Origin of the sequence: Microbulbifer sp. ARAS458-1 (assembly GCF_045348205.1) — a bacterium.
Classification (GTDB): domain Bacteria; phylum Pseudomonadota; class Gammaproteobacteria; order Pseudomonadales; family Cellvibrionaceae; genus Microbulbifer.
Map to the genome: position 1 here is coordinate 3,520,344 of NZ_CP155838.1, position 14,702 is coordinate 3,535,045.

The window sequence follows — 14,702 nt, forward strand, 5'->3', positions numbered from 1 at the left end:
ATTACCTGTAAATATAAGATTTCGAGGAGCCAGCTAACCGAGACACTGCATCCACGACCACTCTCGGTTGGAAACGGTTATATATAACGCCTGCAATGAAATAAAAAGTATCTGAAATTAGTTTTTTTTGCTTAATGACTTTCTTATTACGAATGCGGGAAACTGTTTCATCATAGTTGTAACCCAGAACCTCAAATTTTTCCCGACCTATATCAGATATAAAACTTAAAATTAATCCTTTCCTAAAAGAATTAGTAATAAATGGCAACCACGAGTATTCAGTATCGCACGACACTGCAAATTCCGAATTCCGTTTTGGGTCACCCATTACACCATCAAGGCGAACATCCTTATATCCTTCCGGGTTCAAATCAATCTCAAGGAACTTTTCCAAGCTAACAACTGATTCAAATTTACTTTCCACAAGATCTTCATATCGAATGTGGAAAAAATTTGGATTCCCTTTGTATCGCGCTATTAAATCAATCAAGTTATTCAATGAAACCTCCATATCGACTTTATACTTATGGAAGTTCCATTGGCCCTCCGACCACGTCTCAGACATTGACTTTACGACTGATACTGGGTGGCGAGACAATAATATAAACTTTGTTTCTTCTGGAGAATTCTCACAAATCTCGGTAGCAACAAGTAAATTCCTAGGGGTTTTATCTAAAAAATATTCTCTCCCCTCAGCTAAACTTATGTAGTAATCGCATATAGATTTCATGACTCGCTTCAGAAAGCCCGTTTGGCTGTATTTCGAAAAAAAATCCTCTAGCGCTCGACTCGCATCCAACCAGCCGTACGGCGCATATATTTGATTCGCAAGTGCATACAAAGCACTCACTGCAAGCCAAGGCTCATCGGTAGTCGCTACTTCATCGCTAGTACCCAATACTCTTTGCAAGTATGTTGAACCAGATCTCGGAAGAGAGAACAAAAATATACATTTAGACACGTTTTGCTTACCAAATTATTTTTCGCTTACAAAGGAATTTTGACTTCTAGGGCCAGGCCACTCTTCGAAATTTGTTTTGACAGGGCCTTCTTGGCCTGCTCATCACCGTGGACTATGCGGACTATGTCCGGGCTGGTTGTCATTTGCTGAATGAAGTTCAGGAGATCCTGCTGATCTGCGTGCGCACTGTAGCCGCCGATGGTTTCAACACCGGCCTTGATATTTAATCTTTCCCCGTCCAGCTCCGCGTAGCCTTGTCTCGGCCCATATTTCTGGATATCCCGCCCCGGTGTACCTTTGGCCTGGTAACCCACAAAAATAATGTTGTGGCGTTCTTCCTCCAGCATGGCTTTGAGGTAGTTGACGATGCGCCCGCCGGCGCACATGCCGCTGGCGGCAATAATGATCGCCGGCTGCTTGGTGTGCGTCAGGCGGTTGACCAGTTTGTGATGGATTGCGTGGTCGTCCACGGTAATCAGCTGGTCAAAACTCAGGGGGTGGCGGCCCTGGGCGACGACTGCTCTGGCTTCTTCATCCCAGTATTTTTCCAGGCGGCGGTAGACTTCGGTGAAGCGGCTGGCCAGCGGGGAATCGACGATTACCGGGAGCTTGTGCCAGGGGCTGTTTTCGCCGTGCTTCTGTTGTTGCTGGTGGATGATGTTTTCCAGCTCGTACAGGAGTTCCTGGGTGCGGCCGATGCTGAAGGCGGGGATCAGTACGCTGCCGCCATCTTTTAGTGCGCGCTCTATGGCTTTGCGCAGGGTTTCTGCGCGCTGTTCGCGGTTTTCGTGAATGCGGTCGCCGTAGGTGCTTTCTATGACGAGTTCGTCGCAGCCTTCACTTGGGGTTGGGCCGTAGAGCAGTGGTGTGTTGGGGGCGCCGAGGTCGCCGGAGAATAGGGTGCGGCGCTTTTGGTCGTCTATACCGGGACCGGGTTGGCGGTGTTTCAGGTCGCATTCTACGTAGGCGGAGCCGAGGATATGGCCGGCGCGTTGCAGGCGGATATTCAGGTGGCTTCCGTTATGTTCGATTACGGGTTGCCACTGGTTGTAGGGCAGCGGGCGCAGCTGGGCTTTGATGCGGCCGAGGAATTTTTCGATCAGGTCTTTATTGCGGGTTACGCCGATTTTGAGGGCGTCTTCCAGTACCAGGGGCAGGAGTTCTGCGCTGGGTTCGCTGCAATAGACTGGGCCGCGGAAGCCGGCGGCGATGAGGTACGGGATGCGGCCGCAGTGGTCTATATGGACGTGGGTGACGACCAGGGCTTTTACGGTGTCGATCGGGAATTCGATTTCCAGGCGGTTGTGGTGGCTGCCGCCGGGTGAGGTTTCGGCGCCCTGGAAGAGGCCGCAGTCGATGAGGATGGAGTTGCTTTCGTCCAGGTAGAGCTGGTGGCAGGAACCGGTTACGCCGTCTACTGCGCCGTGGTGCTTTATTGCACCGAAATGGTCATTGGATTTTGAACGCACGGGGGCCCGGGAGGTATTAGGGGTACCTCCTTTCGCAATCGGTTGTTGCGGGGCCTTTGTGGTCATCGTCCTTGATCGCCTGCGAGCAGGCTCCTACATTTATCATTTTCCGGATCCCGGCCTTCGCCGGGATGACGAAGGAAGGGAGGGCAGTTATTCCGGATCCCTTAGGCGGGTTCAGTGGTTTTGGATTTCTGAGAGCCAAGGAACTCTTTCAGGCTGCTGCCGATTTCGGCGTGGTGCAGGCCGTATTCGAACTGGGCTTTCATGTAGCCGAGCTTGTTGCCGCAGTCGTGGCTGTGGCCAACGATGCGGTAGGCTTCAACGGATTGTTGTTTGAGGAGTTCGTCAATGGCATCGGTAAGCTGAATTTCGCCGCCGGCACCGGGGGCGGTGTTTTCCAGCAGGTTCCAGATTTCTGCAGGAAGCACGTAGCGCCCGACGACGGCCATATTGGATGGCGCGGCGTCGACTTCCGGCTTTTCCACCATGCCGTCGATTTTGGCGGTGCCGCCGGTTTGCAGGTCTGCTCCCAGACAGTCCACCACGCCGTATTTACTCACCTCTTCCCACTCGACACGCTCGACCATAATCTGGCTGGCACTGCTGGCTTCAAAGTTTTTCACCATATCGGCAAGATTGCTGGCGGTAAGGTCGGAAGCGTACTGATCAATCAATACGTCGGGCAGCAGTACCGCAAAGGGGTTGTCCCCGACCACCGGGCGCGCGCAACTGATGGCGTGGCCCAGACCTTTGGCTTCGGCCTGGCGCACAGAAATTACGGTGACATCTTTCGGAACGATGGAGCGGACTTCATCCAGCAACTGGCGCTTGAGGCGATTTTCCAGTTGGGCTTCCAGCTCAAAGGAAGTATCGAAGTGGTTTTCGATGGCGTTTTTACTGGCATGGGTAACCAGTACGATTTCTTTAATTCCGGCGGCAACGGCTTCGTTCACCACGTACTGGATCAGCGGCTTATCAACGATGGGCAGCATTTCTTTGGGGATGGCTTTGGTTGCCGGGAGCATACGTGTCCCCAGGCCAGCCACTGGGATAACGGCTTTTTTTACTTGCTGCATGATGCACCTTCCTTAATGTTTAAAAACTGTTTCTCGCAATTGCGGAGTGCCGGCCGTTGCGCTTGCCTGTTGTACCACTCCTGATCATCTGAGAGGGGTACATAAGCCACACTGGGCGGAACCGGGCATAGTAAAGAAACATGGAAGGATTACAGAGACGCCCGTCGCGATGATGCGAGCGCTTGAATAATTGGCAATTCCGGCGGTACCGGTTGCCTCCCCCTGATAGACCCCAATAAGTATCTCAAGCCATTTTGCCGGCGGGCGTCGTTACACCCCAGGCAAAACCAGTTCCATTGTGCAGCCTTTGCAGGCTTGTCATTCTCCATTAGCGGCCCATGATCTGAGCTCTCTGTACACCGCAAACTGCTGATTCGGTGCGAACGGCCTTATGCTGACGTTGTGACAGGAGTCACACTTTAGCACTTGTTTATGACAATTCAAGATCAAGTGCGAGCGTCTAACCACTGAGTGCCAGAGACCGATATTCCTATGCTACCTCGAAGGCTTTCCATGAATTCTCGATAGTCTTCACTTTTTTCTTTGGCAATTTGCATACCAACCGGAACATTCGGCTGTTTATTCATCTTAAAGTGCGGAGTTGCGGTTAGAAAATAGCCTCAAAGGGCTATCTGAAACACTGCGGGAATAGCTCTGCCTGCTGCAGCCCGCGCCTCCGTTGCGTGAGCACGAATTTGTATCAATTTGTCGCGGCGCCTGTGGCAACGTGAATTCGCGCCAGAACCGAAGGGTTTGTGCCAGCGGTGCCAGACTGTACTGAGGTTGATCGAATTTTGATCGCAACGATACAGGTCTGCTGATGTTTGGTAGTAGCAGCTTTTGTTTCTGGAGCCGTCGGGCAACCCATCAACACAATGCACGCACTGGTGGTGGCAGACGCTACCGCGGTCTGCTCAACAGCGCACTGCTTGGGTTGTTTGCGGCCGGTTGTATGATCACCGCGAGTGCCTTTACCCCCGGCCAGGCACCCAAATTGTCCCGGCCTCTTTTAGAAGAGGTACATGCGGAATACGGCGCCCTCGCCCACGGGCGCCTAGTGCGCTGGCAACAGCTGATCAAGGAGCAATCCCGGGCACTGGAGTGGCACCGCCTGCTGCGTATAAACCATTTCCTGAACCGGGTGCCGTATGCAGAAGATCGGACCCATTGGGGGCAGGAGGACTTCTGGGCAACGCCGGTTCAGTTTCTGGCGTCCAACGGCGGCGACTGCGAGGACTACGCCATCGCCAAGCTGTTCAGTTTGATCAGCGCCGGTATTTCACCAGAGAAAATCCGCCTTACTTATGTGGTGGCGGCGCAGGCCGGGCAACCTCATATGGTACTGCTGTACTCCGCCAACCCGGGAGAGCATCCACTGGTGCTGGATAATATGACCAGTGATGTTCTCCCCGCGCGGGAGCGTACCGATCTGGAACCGGTGTACAGTTTTAACGCACAGGGACTGTGGCTGAACGCCTCACTGGCGACCGCCACAAAAGTGCGCAACCAGCCCGGTTCGGCACTGTGGAGCGAGCTGATGGCGCGCATGAAACTTGAAGGCGTATTCGATTAGTCCGGTATTGCCCGAGACAAGGAGATTCGAGTGACCCACCTCCGAGCTGACCGTCGCTACGGTTTTGGCCCATGGCATACCAGTATCCTGCTGATGCGGCAGGCGCTGCTGTGGTTACTGGGGCTCTGCGCGGCGATCGCGATTGGCCTGTTCATCGCCCGCGAGCAGTCCCAACAATTACTGGCAAATCAGGCCCGCGATAGCGCGGCGTTACTGGCTGCGCAGCTGGGTAGTGCATTGCGCGAGCGCGCATCTCCCGAGCTTTACGTTCAAACCCTACTGCAGGGTGTGACCCATAGTGGTGCTTATTCAAACGTGACCTTTTCACCAGCACGGGAATTCCACGCCGATTCGGCAGCTCCACCTTCGACGGTCACAAGCACGCAACAAACTCGTGCTTCGATGGCTCCGGTTTCTGTTTCAATCCCGGATTACTTTGCCGGTGTGCCTGACTGGTTTGCATCACTTATGCGGATACAGCCGCCAATTGCCACACTTGAAGTGGCAAGTGGCTGGGAAATTGCAGGACAGGTTGCAGTCAGCCGACACCCGGGGCCAGCACTGCAATTACTCTGGCGCCTGGCGGTTGGCCTGTGCGGCGCAGGAATTGCGCTGATGGCGATGGTGCTTTGGCTGTCTCATAAAACACTGATGCAATACAGACGTGAAGTTGACGCGCTACTGACATCCGCCGAGCGGGAACAGGAAGAGTTCCAGGCACTTTCCCGCAAGCTGAATTTGCACATGGCCGGGAATATTTTTTCCGAGGAAGCAGCAGAAGACGTTGCCCGCGAGAAGCGCCCACACAAAAAACATACGGAAGCTTGAATGAGCGCTAGCTATTAAGAGCTAATAATTTTCTGTTTTGCGCACCAGTTACCACTGGGCAATAATTTTTTTCGACTTTATCTGTGGCGCAGCCTTCCCATTTACTGTATGGGCGCTACAATCGGCCGCAGATTGAATGGAATCCACTGTAAAACAATGTTCTTTAATAGGGGGACGTATGAAAAAGTCAGCACTGGGGATCGCACTGGGTGCGAGCTTGCTGAGCGCTGTAGCCATGGCCGATGTTGCACAATACATCGAAGCTGGATACAGCATGGATCAGGTTATTGCTCTGGCACAAAGTGAAGGCCTGAGCACCGAGGAAGCCCTGGAGCAGGCGCTGGCAGCCGCCCCTGAAAAAGCGGCAGAAATCGCCACTGCCGCCATCAAGGCTGGCGCCAACGCGGAGGCAGTTGTTGCCGCCGCCGTTGCCGCAAATCCGGCTTCTGCCGAAGCGGTTGTAACCGCAGCCGTGGCTGCCGGTGCTAACCCGCAGTCTATTGCCGCCACCGCAATTGCTGCCGGTGCCGACGCTTCCGTGGTCTCTCAGGCAACTGCAGCGGCAGCACCTCCGGCTGGCAGCTCCTCCCTGGCGAGCAGCACTTCTACCCCAACCACTCCGATTCCTCCGGCACCTCCGGTGATCAGTGGCGCCGGCGCTGGTGGCGGCGGTGGTGGCACTGCCGCTTCCCCGAACTAATTGCGAGGCGGGCTCCGCACGTGCAACCCGCGCATACAGAAAAGGCCCGCAAGGGCCTTTTTTAATTTTAAAAACCGGAACTCTTTGGTTTGGGAACAGCTTCCCTGGCTTCAACAGATAAATAGAACGATTTAACAATGTCTGCGATTGGTCACGCGTCTTTCCCCGAACTTTCACAACCAACACCTGCACTCTCTGGCAGTGCACGCCTGGAAATCGGGCTGTTCTACGGGCTGCTTGCCCTGCTGTTCTGGCTGCCGATTCCCCTGGGCTCTCACCGACCCTGGGCCTGGTCGCTGATGGAGGTGTGGGTATTTGCCCTGACCGCGGGCTGGCTGCTGCTGAACCTGGTCCGCCCGGGCCTCCACGCACTCCGCCCTTACTGGCCTTTACTGGCGATCTTCGGCCTGTTTCAACTTTGGGTTTTTATTCAGCAACTGCCACTACCCATCGGCCTGCTGGAAATATTTGCCCCCACAATCGCCGAGGCACACCTGCGCGTGGCCCCAGGGCTCTCCACTGCCACACTGTCTCTCGACCCGAACCAGACACATGTCGCGCTGATAAAAGGCCTGAGTTACTGGTGTGTGTTGCTGTTGCTACTTGCCCTGGTAACCAGCACCAAACGGCTGCGCCTGCTGGCGATGGTGGTGGTACTGGCAGGCACTTTCCAGGCATTTTACGGCGTGCTGCTGGCACTCTCCGGTGCGGAAACCACTTGGATTCTCGGCTTCAAAAATTCCGGTATTGCCACTGGAGGCTTCCGCTATAAAAACCATTTCGGCAATTTTCTGGTGATGTGCCTTTGCCTGGGTATCGGCCTGCTGATCGCGAGCCTGAGTGGCCACAGTGGTGGCAAACTCAAAGACCGGCTGATGCGTACCATTGATATGCTGCTGGGCGGAAAGGCGGTTTTGCGTATTTGCCTTGCGATGATGGTGATCGGCCTGGTGATGTCCCACTCGCGCATGGCCAACACGGCATTTTTTGCCAGCCTTTCCATTGTGGGTGCACTGGGTCTGCTGCTGATCCGCAACCGCAGTAAAAGCCTGACCATTCTGCTGGCCAGCCTGATGGTGATCGACCTGATGATTGTGGGCAGCTGGTTTGGGATGGATCGCCTGCGCCAGGAAATCGAAGAAACGACATTCACCAAAGAAACCCGTGATGAAGTGAATCAGTACGGGTTATCACTGATCGAGCAGCACCCGCTAAGTGGCACCGGGGGCGGGAGCTTCTATTCGTCGTTCCCCAGTGTGAAGGGGCCGGGCATCAATACCTTTTACGATCTCGCCCACAATGATTACCTTCAGTTCAGCATCGAGTTCGGACTGCCCGCGACTCTGTTGCTGGGGGCGGCGGTGATGTGGAGTTTATTTCACGCCTTTACCGCACTGCGCACCCGACGGGACAGCCTGATGCAGGGCCTGGCTTTCGCTACCCTGATGGCGATTGTGGCGGAGCTGATCATGTTGACCACGGATTTTCATCTTCAGGCACCGGCGACGGCGATGTACTTTCTGATGATGCTGGGACTGGCCTGGAAGGCGCGATTTATGCAGAGTGAGCGACGGCGATAGCCCGCACGGCTCGCCTCCTTCATCCCGGGCTTGACCCGGGATCCAGCACTCCGAAACTCTGGATTCCTGCCTACGCCGGAATGACGGAACGCCAAATACAAAAAGGCCGCATCCTTCCGGATGCGGCCTTTTTGTATTTGGTGGAGCTAAGCGGGATCGAACCGCTGACCTCAACACTGCCAGTGTTGCGCTCTCCCAGCTGAGCTATAGCCCCAAATTGGGTGGCTTTCAGATGACGTTTCCGTCGAAAGCGGGGCGCATTTTAACAATGCGCGGGCCACTGTCAACAAGAAAAATAACTTTTTAATCAATTAGTTAGGAACCGGGCCGTCACAGTCACCCCCGACTCCTTCACACCGTGATACCGCCCCCTCCCACTTCGTCATCCCGGCGAAGAGCCTGTGCCGGACATGATCCGGTATCGGGATCCAGGTTCCGCGGAGCTGGATCCCGGGTCGAGCCCGGGATGGCGAGTAAGCCGCCCGGGGTGACGCACGGAATACGGTGGGGCTTAACCCAGAGCAGCGTATTCTTTTTCCCAGCGCTTGAGCACCTTTTTGCCGGCACCACCCAGAACATCAATGGCCTGGCGCAGACGGGCGCGACTGAGGTCGGGGCCCAGCAGATCCATGGCGTCCATGACCGAGAAAGACGCAGTGGTGCCACTGATGGCGACAAACAGCGGCGCATTGAAGTCCTTCAGTTTTACGTCCATCTGCATGGACAGCTCTTTCACCGCAGCGAAGATGTTGTCTTTGCTCCAGCTACGCAGGGCCTCCAGGCGCCACAACGCGAACTGCAGCAGTTTCTTCTGCTCGTCCAGCTCCAACTTATTGCTGGCGAAGCTCTCTTCGGTCAGCGGCAGTTTGCCGGAGGCGAGGAAGCTGACCAGAGGGGCGAAATCGCCGAAGGTTTCCATTCGGCCTTTGGCGTGCGGTAGAACCTTGAGCAGGTTTTCGCGATTGAGCAGCCACTGCTGCAGACGATCTGCCAGCTGCGCGTCTTCCAGCTCGCGAATCCACAGGCCGTTGAGCCAGCTCAGTTTCTCCACATCAAACACCGGGCCGCCAAGAGAAACCCGCTGGATATCAAAGTGCTTGAGCATTTCGTCCAGGGTGAACTTCTCGCTCTCGTCCGGCATGGACCAGCCCATGCGACCGAGGTAGTTCAGCAGAGCCTCCGGCATAAAACCGGCGCGCTGGTAATACAGGATAGAGGTGGGGTTCTTGCGCTTGGACAGTTTGGTCTTGTCCGGGTTGCGCAGCAACGGCAGGTGGCAGAGCACCGGCATTTCCCAGCCGAAGTATTCGTACAGCAGCTTGTGCTTGGGGGCGGAGTTGATCCACTCCTCCCCCCGCAGTACGTGGGTGATCTCCATCAGGTGGTCGTCCACCACGTTGGCCAGATGGTAGGTGGGCATACCGTCGGACTTCAGCAGTACCTGGGCGTCCACCTGGGCCCAATCGATCTCGATGGTGCCGCGCAGCAGGTCTTCCACCACACAGGTGCCGGACTCTGGCACATTCATCCGCACCACATAGGGCTCGCCGGCGGCTTTGCGCTTCTCGACCTCTTCAGCAGGCAGCGCCAGGTCGCTGGGCTTCAGCGTCGCCTTGCCCGACTCCTGTAATTGCGCGCGCAAGTGATCCAATTCCTCCGCGGTGCGGTAACAATGGAAAGCATGCCCGTTGGCGACCAGTTCGTCGCAGTATTTTTTGTAGATATCGCCCCGTTCACTCTGGCGATAAGGGCCGTGAGGGCCACCCACATCGGGGCCTTCCTGCCAGTCGAGCCCCAACCAGCGGAGGCTGTCGAGAATGGCCTGCTCAGACTCCGGGGTGCTGCGCGCCTGATCGGTATCTTCGATACGCAGTACAAACTGGCCACCCTGGGCCTGAGCGAAGCACTGGTTGAACAGGGCGATGTAGGCGGTGCCTACATGGGGATCACCGGTGGGTGAAGGCGCGATACGAGTTCTAACGGTCATTGGAATCCTGTTGTTAGGCGAGTGACTAATAACTATATAAAGGAAGAAAGACTTTTACGGCGCGCGATTATATCGCTGGAGAAAGATCAACGCACCGACGATTGGGGCGGGTGACGCAACACCTGTACAAGCTGACCGGCAGAACAGTCTCGACCAAAGTGAAAATTTCTTTAGAAAATTTCTGTGACTAAATTCACAAAGTTGGTATGATCGCACCACAGTCGGCGAGATTGGTGAATTTTCCGCCAATTTGCTGTAGTCGACGCCAGGGCATACCCAACACAATGCCCAGCCACAACGACAACACTATCGCACTTAAGAGTTCAGGGAGTCCCATAATGAAAAAGCGTATTGTTGCAATCTCCGCAGCCGCATTTTTCTGCGCTAACACCTTTGCTGCTACCCAGGGTACAGAAGACAGCGATGCTTCTTCTGGCAGCGTCGACATTACATTGAGCGTGGCATCTACGATCGTCGCCAAAAACTTTGACGACATCCCTCTCGATGCCAGCTCCGCGATTGCGGGCCAACCGATTGCCAGCAGTGATCCTTTCTGCGTAGGTGGAGTTGGTTTCGCGCAGTACGATGTTGCTTTCGCCAGCGCCAATGGCACCACTGCTCCAACCCCAGCCGCGGAAGCAGTGGCCCCGTTTGAGCTGATCAACAATTCCGACCGTATCAGCTACGAAGTTGGCTTCGCCAATGACGCTGCTGCTGCTTCCAGCTCCGTAGATGCAGACGGCACCGGCGCCATTGCAGGCACTTTCGCAAAAGCCGGCGACCTTACTTGCAGCGGCGACAACGCCAAGCTGTTCGTTAGCGTTCCTGCGGATCAGTGGGGTTCCACCACTGAGTCTGGTGACTACACCGACACTCTGACAGTCACCGTATCCATCGCTGACTGATTTGAGATGAGCTCTCGGCGACCTGGTGGTTGCCGAGCGCTTGTGCGCCCTGATGCTTTTCCGAGTTTTCACCCGGTCTTCGCTGTGCCTGGGAATGTTGGCTGCGCTCGAGTCATACGCAGCAACGACAGCATTGGTACTGGAGACAGGTGTCCCTCCCGGGTTTTCAGATCTTACTGAAGCGCAGGAACTCGTCGCCGATATTTATTTCGGGGGCCGTCTTCTTGGTGGCGTTCCCGTTACCGTCACCTTGAATGAAGTGACCTTCCGCGACCCTGCCTACACCGCCGAGGTTCTACCCGAAACGCTCGACCCCAGCCGCCTGCTGGAACTACTGTCGAGCCCACTGGCGCGTAACTCATCCAAGGTCTGCTTCACAACCCAGCAGCAAAACTGCGGTTTTCTGCAACCGGACGAACTTGGCATCATCTATGACGAGTCCCGATTCCGGATCGACATTTTCATGTCGTCATCCCTGCTCCCACAGCAGGATGCTATCGAAGCACCCTACTTACCCGACTCCAAGTCTGAGTTTTCGGTAATCCAGAACCTTACCGGAACCTGGTCTGGCGTTGAAGGTGATAACAGCGCCCAGACGGCATCCCTTTATGGGCAGACCATTGTGAGCTTTGGGGAAAGTGGCCTCCACAGCAACTGGACTGTTGACGACACCGGTAATACGCAAATTTACCGGATGCACTGGACCAAAGATTACCGGGGCCAGGCCTATTCAATAGGCCTGCTCCAGCCATATTCCGGTTTTGGCACCTTTGTGAGCGCCCCTTATCTGTATGGCATTGAATATAGAAGCAGTGATAACAGCCGAATAGACCGGGAGTATCGACTCGGTTCGGCGGTGGACATCAACATGCCAACCCGCGGCCGAATTGAGGTGCTGCGAGATGGGCGCCTTATTCATAGCGCCCTGCTGGAGGCGGGCAACCAGTTGGTTGATACATCGACCTTCCCTGATGGTGCCTACGAAATCGAAATCCGCACTTATGATGAAAGCGGTCGACTCATCAACAACTATCAGGAATTCTTTGCAAAGGACTCCCAACTGCCCGCTCTCGATGAGTGGCAATGGAGTCTGCAAGCAGGCAAGCCTGCCCATGTTTCTTCCACTCAGACCCTGCCCGACCAGCTTGACGCTTATTTCGTGCAAGCAGGTGCTGCGCGCCGCGTGACCGACAACTTCGGCATGTTTGGTAATGTGGCCGGTACAGATAGTGACTCCGCTGTTGAAATCGGCGGCCGCTGGATACTTCCCTATGTCGAATTATCCCCAAGCGTCATCTTCTCTGATGGCCGTACAGGCCACCGGCTGTATGGCACTCTGCAAACGTCACGATTCACAATTGGAGTGAGCGAGACCAAATTGGATGAGGGGCCAAATTTGGCGGGTGGCCAATACACCCTTCTGCACAGCGGATTCAGCAATCGATCTCTAAATCTCAGTGCACCAATTCTTGGGGGCCAGCTGAGCGCACGCTATACCGAGCGCAGCCGCGCTGTGCCATTGGAAGATACCGATTTTACCCTTGAGTCCGATTTCACTGGATCCAACCGCCTGAAAACACTGGAATTCCGTCGTAGTATTTTCAGCAACCGCTATTGGCGAGGTGACCTGACCCTATCCCACAGTGATGCGGATGGTGTTCCATATACCCGGGCCACCATTGAGTTTCGGCGGCACGGCGACCAATGGAGCCACACCGTTCGCTCTCGAGTTGAGCAAACCGAAGACGGCACAACGCCATTCGCCGGATTCAATAGCTCCTGGAGTGACCGCGACAAATGGTCCATGGTGGTCGACCAGAACTTTTCAGCAGAGTTGGCAGAAAACCAACAATATCTTCGCAGTGTAAGCCGTGTTGCGGGGCACCGCGGTCAGGCAACCGCCACGTTCGATTGGAATAACAACGCCGCGAGTGATACCAACTCACTCAATTACCTCGGGACTTTCAGCACCAATCTCATGACCGATGGCAAGTCGTTTGCCTGGGGTGGGGAATCTGCACTCGAGAGCGCGATTCTGATCGATATTGACGGCAGCACCGCGCAGGATTTCGAGATCCTTGTAGACGGCGTACGCCGTGGCTACGCCCGAGGAGATGAAATTTCGGCAATCAATCTGCCTGCTTTCAATACGTATGACTTGACGTTACGCCCTCTGGGCGATGGATTCTACGATTTTGCGGAACAGACACAGGCAATCACGCTATATCCAGGAAATGTGTCGGCCTCCTCCTACGAGGTTGAAAGTGTCGTTCTTGTTATTGGCCGATTGCTGAAACAGGGAAAACCGGCCGGCGGCGTAAAAATTTCGTTCGGGGAGCGTAGCGCCATTACCGATGAGTACGGCCTTTTCCAGATGCCACTCGTCCTGCCAAGTAGCGCGCGTACCTCTCCTCCACTTCAGTGGGGCAATTGCGAAATTCCCATCACTCAGCAACAACACGACGAACACTGGATAAACCTGGGTGACATCGAGCTAGACCGCAACCATTGTCTGTCGGAGGTAGCCAATGTGGTCCGCTAGCATGGCACAGGCCATGGCAGCCCGCATCACCGCGCTGCTCACCATGTTCCTGATCATATTGTGGTCTGGCGCTAGCAGCGCGGGTACCTCCTACAATAGCCAGCCATGCCTTGAGGGGCCCACTAACCAGCGGGGTAGCTGGTACTACCTGTTCTACCCCAACGCATTCAATTACGATCACTTTCTGGGTGTGTGTAACCTGGAAGGGCTGACCTCAGAGATTGAATATAGTGGTGATGCCACTTACGTGAACCTTTTCCCGGGAATGGGTATTCGAAGCTGCGGCCGCCAAAGCAACAGTCAATATCAGTGGGGCTGCCGGGAGCCGGTTGCCTTTCGCGTACAAGTCATCGATCCGGACGCTGCCACTCAGTTTCAACTGCGGAATTCCGCCGGTGAAATACTCCCTGTAGATTTCACCCTCACCCTGGAAGGCAGCCCTCCCATTAACCTGGCCCCCAATCAGTGGAGTGCGGCCGCGCCTCATTTACCGGGCAATGTGCGATTGACCTCAGCAGCGCTACAGTTGCAGATCCCTGACCCCACACAGATTCGCCCCGGCATCTATGAGAAGACCTTTCAATTTACCGTTGAGCAGGCTTCACATACCGGGCAATACTACTTTGACAGCGGAAGCACGCTCGCCCCGATCGACTTTACGGTGAGGCTCGTTATAGAACCCAAGATCCGGATCAGCGGCCTGTCCGACGTCACTCTTACAGCAGATTTTAGCGACTATACTTCATCAGACCAGGCGTTCTGCGTGTATTCCCGCAATGCGGAATTTACACTTCGAGCCCTTAGTTTACAGGGTACTGCAGAAAGTGCCTTTTTACTCAGCGACGGCGCCGATACGATCCCCTACGAAGTGCTCGCAGGCCCTAAGGATCAAAATGCCACGCTACTGGATTACAACACGCCCTACGGACCGTGGCAGGGTGCACTGGTCGATGGTTGCACTGCACATGGAATGAATATGTCTTTGGAAGTGCGTATCCACCCTACCCAGCTCAGCGATGCTCGCGCGGGTATTTATACCGATACGCTCACACTTGTGGTTGAACTGGAATAGTGTGGG

General features: G+C 55.0%; 11 protein-coding genes and 1 tRNA gene. 7 read left to right on the forward strand and 5 right to left on the reverse strand.

From position 1 onward, the window contains the following. Position 1 precedes the first annotated feature (1 nt). The 3 genes from AAFH99_RS14635 to galU form a co-directional block, all read right to left on the reverse strand. Complete coding sequence (locus AAFH99_RS14635) at positions 2-961, reverse strand: sulfotransferase family protein (RefSeq protein WP_406828076.1); 960 nt, start codon at positions 959-961, stop codon at positions 2-4. Positions 962-987: 26 nt separating this feature from the next. After that, positions 988-2,430: an MBL fold metallo-hydrolase RNA specificity domain-containing protein gene (locus tag AAFH99_RS14640; protein ID WP_406828077.1), complete on the reverse strand. Its 1,443-nt coding sequence runs from the start codon at positions 2,428-2,430 to the stop codon at positions 988-990. Positions 2,431-2,597: 167 nt separating this feature from the next. Continuing rightward, positions 2,598-3,509: a UTP--glucose-1-phosphate uridylyltransferase GalU gene (galU, locus tag AAFH99_RS14645; RefSeq protein WP_406828078.1), complete on the reverse strand. Its 912-nt coding sequence runs from the start codon at positions 3,507-3,509 to the stop codon at positions 2,598-2,600. Positions 3,510-4,329: 820 nt separating this feature from the next. Here galU and AAFH99_RS14650 point away from each other — a divergent pair. The 4 genes from AAFH99_RS14650 to AAFH99_RS14665 all read left to right on the forward strand — a co-directional run bounded on the left by AAFH99_RS14650 (position 4,330) and on the right by AAFH99_RS14665 (position 8,190). Further along, complete coding sequence (locus AAFH99_RS14650) at positions 4,330-5,082, forward strand: transglutaminase-like cysteine peptidase (RefSeq protein ID WP_406828079.1); 753 nt, start codon at positions 4,330-4,332, stop codon at positions 5,080-5,082. A gap of 30 nt (positions 5,083-5,112) precedes the next feature. Beyond that, the gene (locus AAFH99_RS14655; protein WP_406828080.1) at positions 5,113-5,910 is read left to right on the forward strand and encodes a LapD/MoxY N-terminal periplasmic domain-containing protein; all 798 of its coding nucleotides are present in this window, start codon (positions 5,113-5,115) and stop codon (positions 5,908-5,910) included. 178 nt (positions 5,911-6,088) lie between these two features. Further along, positions 6,089-6,610, forward strand: a complete 522-nt coding sequence (locus tag AAFH99_RS14660) for a hypothetical protein (RefSeq protein WP_406828081.1) — start codon at positions 6,089-6,091, stop codon at positions 6,608-6,610. 137 nt (positions 6,611-6,747) lie between these two features. Continuing rightward, positions 6,748-8,190: an O-antigen ligase family protein gene (locus AAFH99_RS14665; RefSeq protein WP_406828082.1), complete on the forward strand. Its 1,443-nt coding sequence runs from the start codon at positions 6,748-6,750 to the stop codon at positions 8,188-8,190. Positions 8,191-8,328: 138 nt separating this feature from the next. Here the strand turns inward: AAFH99_RS14665 and AAFH99_RS14670 are convergent. Both AAFH99_RS14670 and gltX read right to left on the reverse strand, forming a co-directional pair. Next, positions 8,329-8,404: transfer RNA gene (locus tag AAFH99_RS14670), tRNA-Ala, on the reverse strand. Positions 8,405-8,701: 297 nt separating this feature from the next. Beyond that, complete coding sequence (gene gltX, locus AAFH99_RS14675) at positions 8,702-10,177, reverse strand: glutamate--tRNA ligase (protein ID WP_406828083.1); 1,476 nt, start codon at positions 10,175-10,177, stop codon at positions 8,702-8,704. Between the two features lie 338 nt (positions 10,178-10,515). Between gltX and AAFH99_RS14680 the strand changes: the two genes are divergently transcribed. Genes AAFH99_RS14680 through AAFH99_RS14690 form a run of 3 tightly spaced genes read left to right on the forward strand, consistent with a single transcriptional unit; the run spans position 10,516 to position 14,696 of the window. Further along, complete coding sequence (locus tag AAFH99_RS14680) at positions 10,516-11,082, forward strand: hypothetical protein (protein WP_043318841.1); 567 nt, start codon at positions 10,516-10,518, stop codon at positions 11,080-11,082. A gap of 25 nt (positions 11,083-11,107) precedes the next feature. Beyond that, complete coding sequence (locus AAFH99_RS14685) at positions 11,108-13,624, forward strand: TcfC E-set like domain-containing protein (RefSeq protein WP_406828084.1); 2,517 nt, start codon at positions 11,108-11,110, stop codon at positions 13,622-13,624. After that, the gene (locus AAFH99_RS14690) at positions 13,611-14,696 is read left to right on the forward strand and encodes a hypothetical protein (RefSeq protein ID WP_406828085.1); all 1,086 of its coding nucleotides are present in this window, start codon (positions 13,611-13,613) and stop codon (positions 14,694-14,696) included. Before AAFH99_RS14685 ends, AAFH99_RS14690 begins: the two co-directional genes overlap by 14 nt. The last annotated feature ends 6 nt before the right edge of the window (positions 14,697-14,702 follow it).

Bases quoted from the DNA above. Each gene is read 5' to 3' on its own strand.
- galU (WP_406828078.1), bottom strand. From the start codon at position 3,509: ATGCAGCAAGTAAAAAAAGCCGTTATCCCAGTGGCTGGCCTGGGGACA.
- AAFH99_RS14650 (WP_406828079.1), top strand. From the start codon at position 4,330: ATGTTTGGTAGTAGCAGCTTTTGTTTCTGGAGCCGTCGGGCAACCCAT.
- AAFH99_RS14660 (WP_406828081.1), top strand. From the start codon at position 6,089: ATGAAAAAGTCAGCACTGGGGATCGCACTGGGTGCGAGCTTGCTGAGC.
- AAFH99_RS14665 (WP_406828082.1), top strand. From the start codon at position 6,748: ATGTCTGCGATTGGTCACGCGTCTTTCCCCGAACTTTCACAACCAACA.
- gltX (WP_406828083.1), bottom strand. From the start codon at position 10,177: ATGACCGTTAGAACTCGTATCGCGCCTTCACCCACCGGTGATCCCCAT.
- AAFH99_RS14680 (WP_043318841.1), top strand. From the start codon at position 10,516: ATGAAAAAGCGTATTGTTGCAATCTCCGCAGCCGCATTTTTCTGCGCT.
- AAFH99_RS14690 (WP_406828085.1), top strand. From the start codon at position 13,611: ATGTGGTCCGCTAGCATGGCACAGGCCATGGCAGCCCGCATCACCGCG.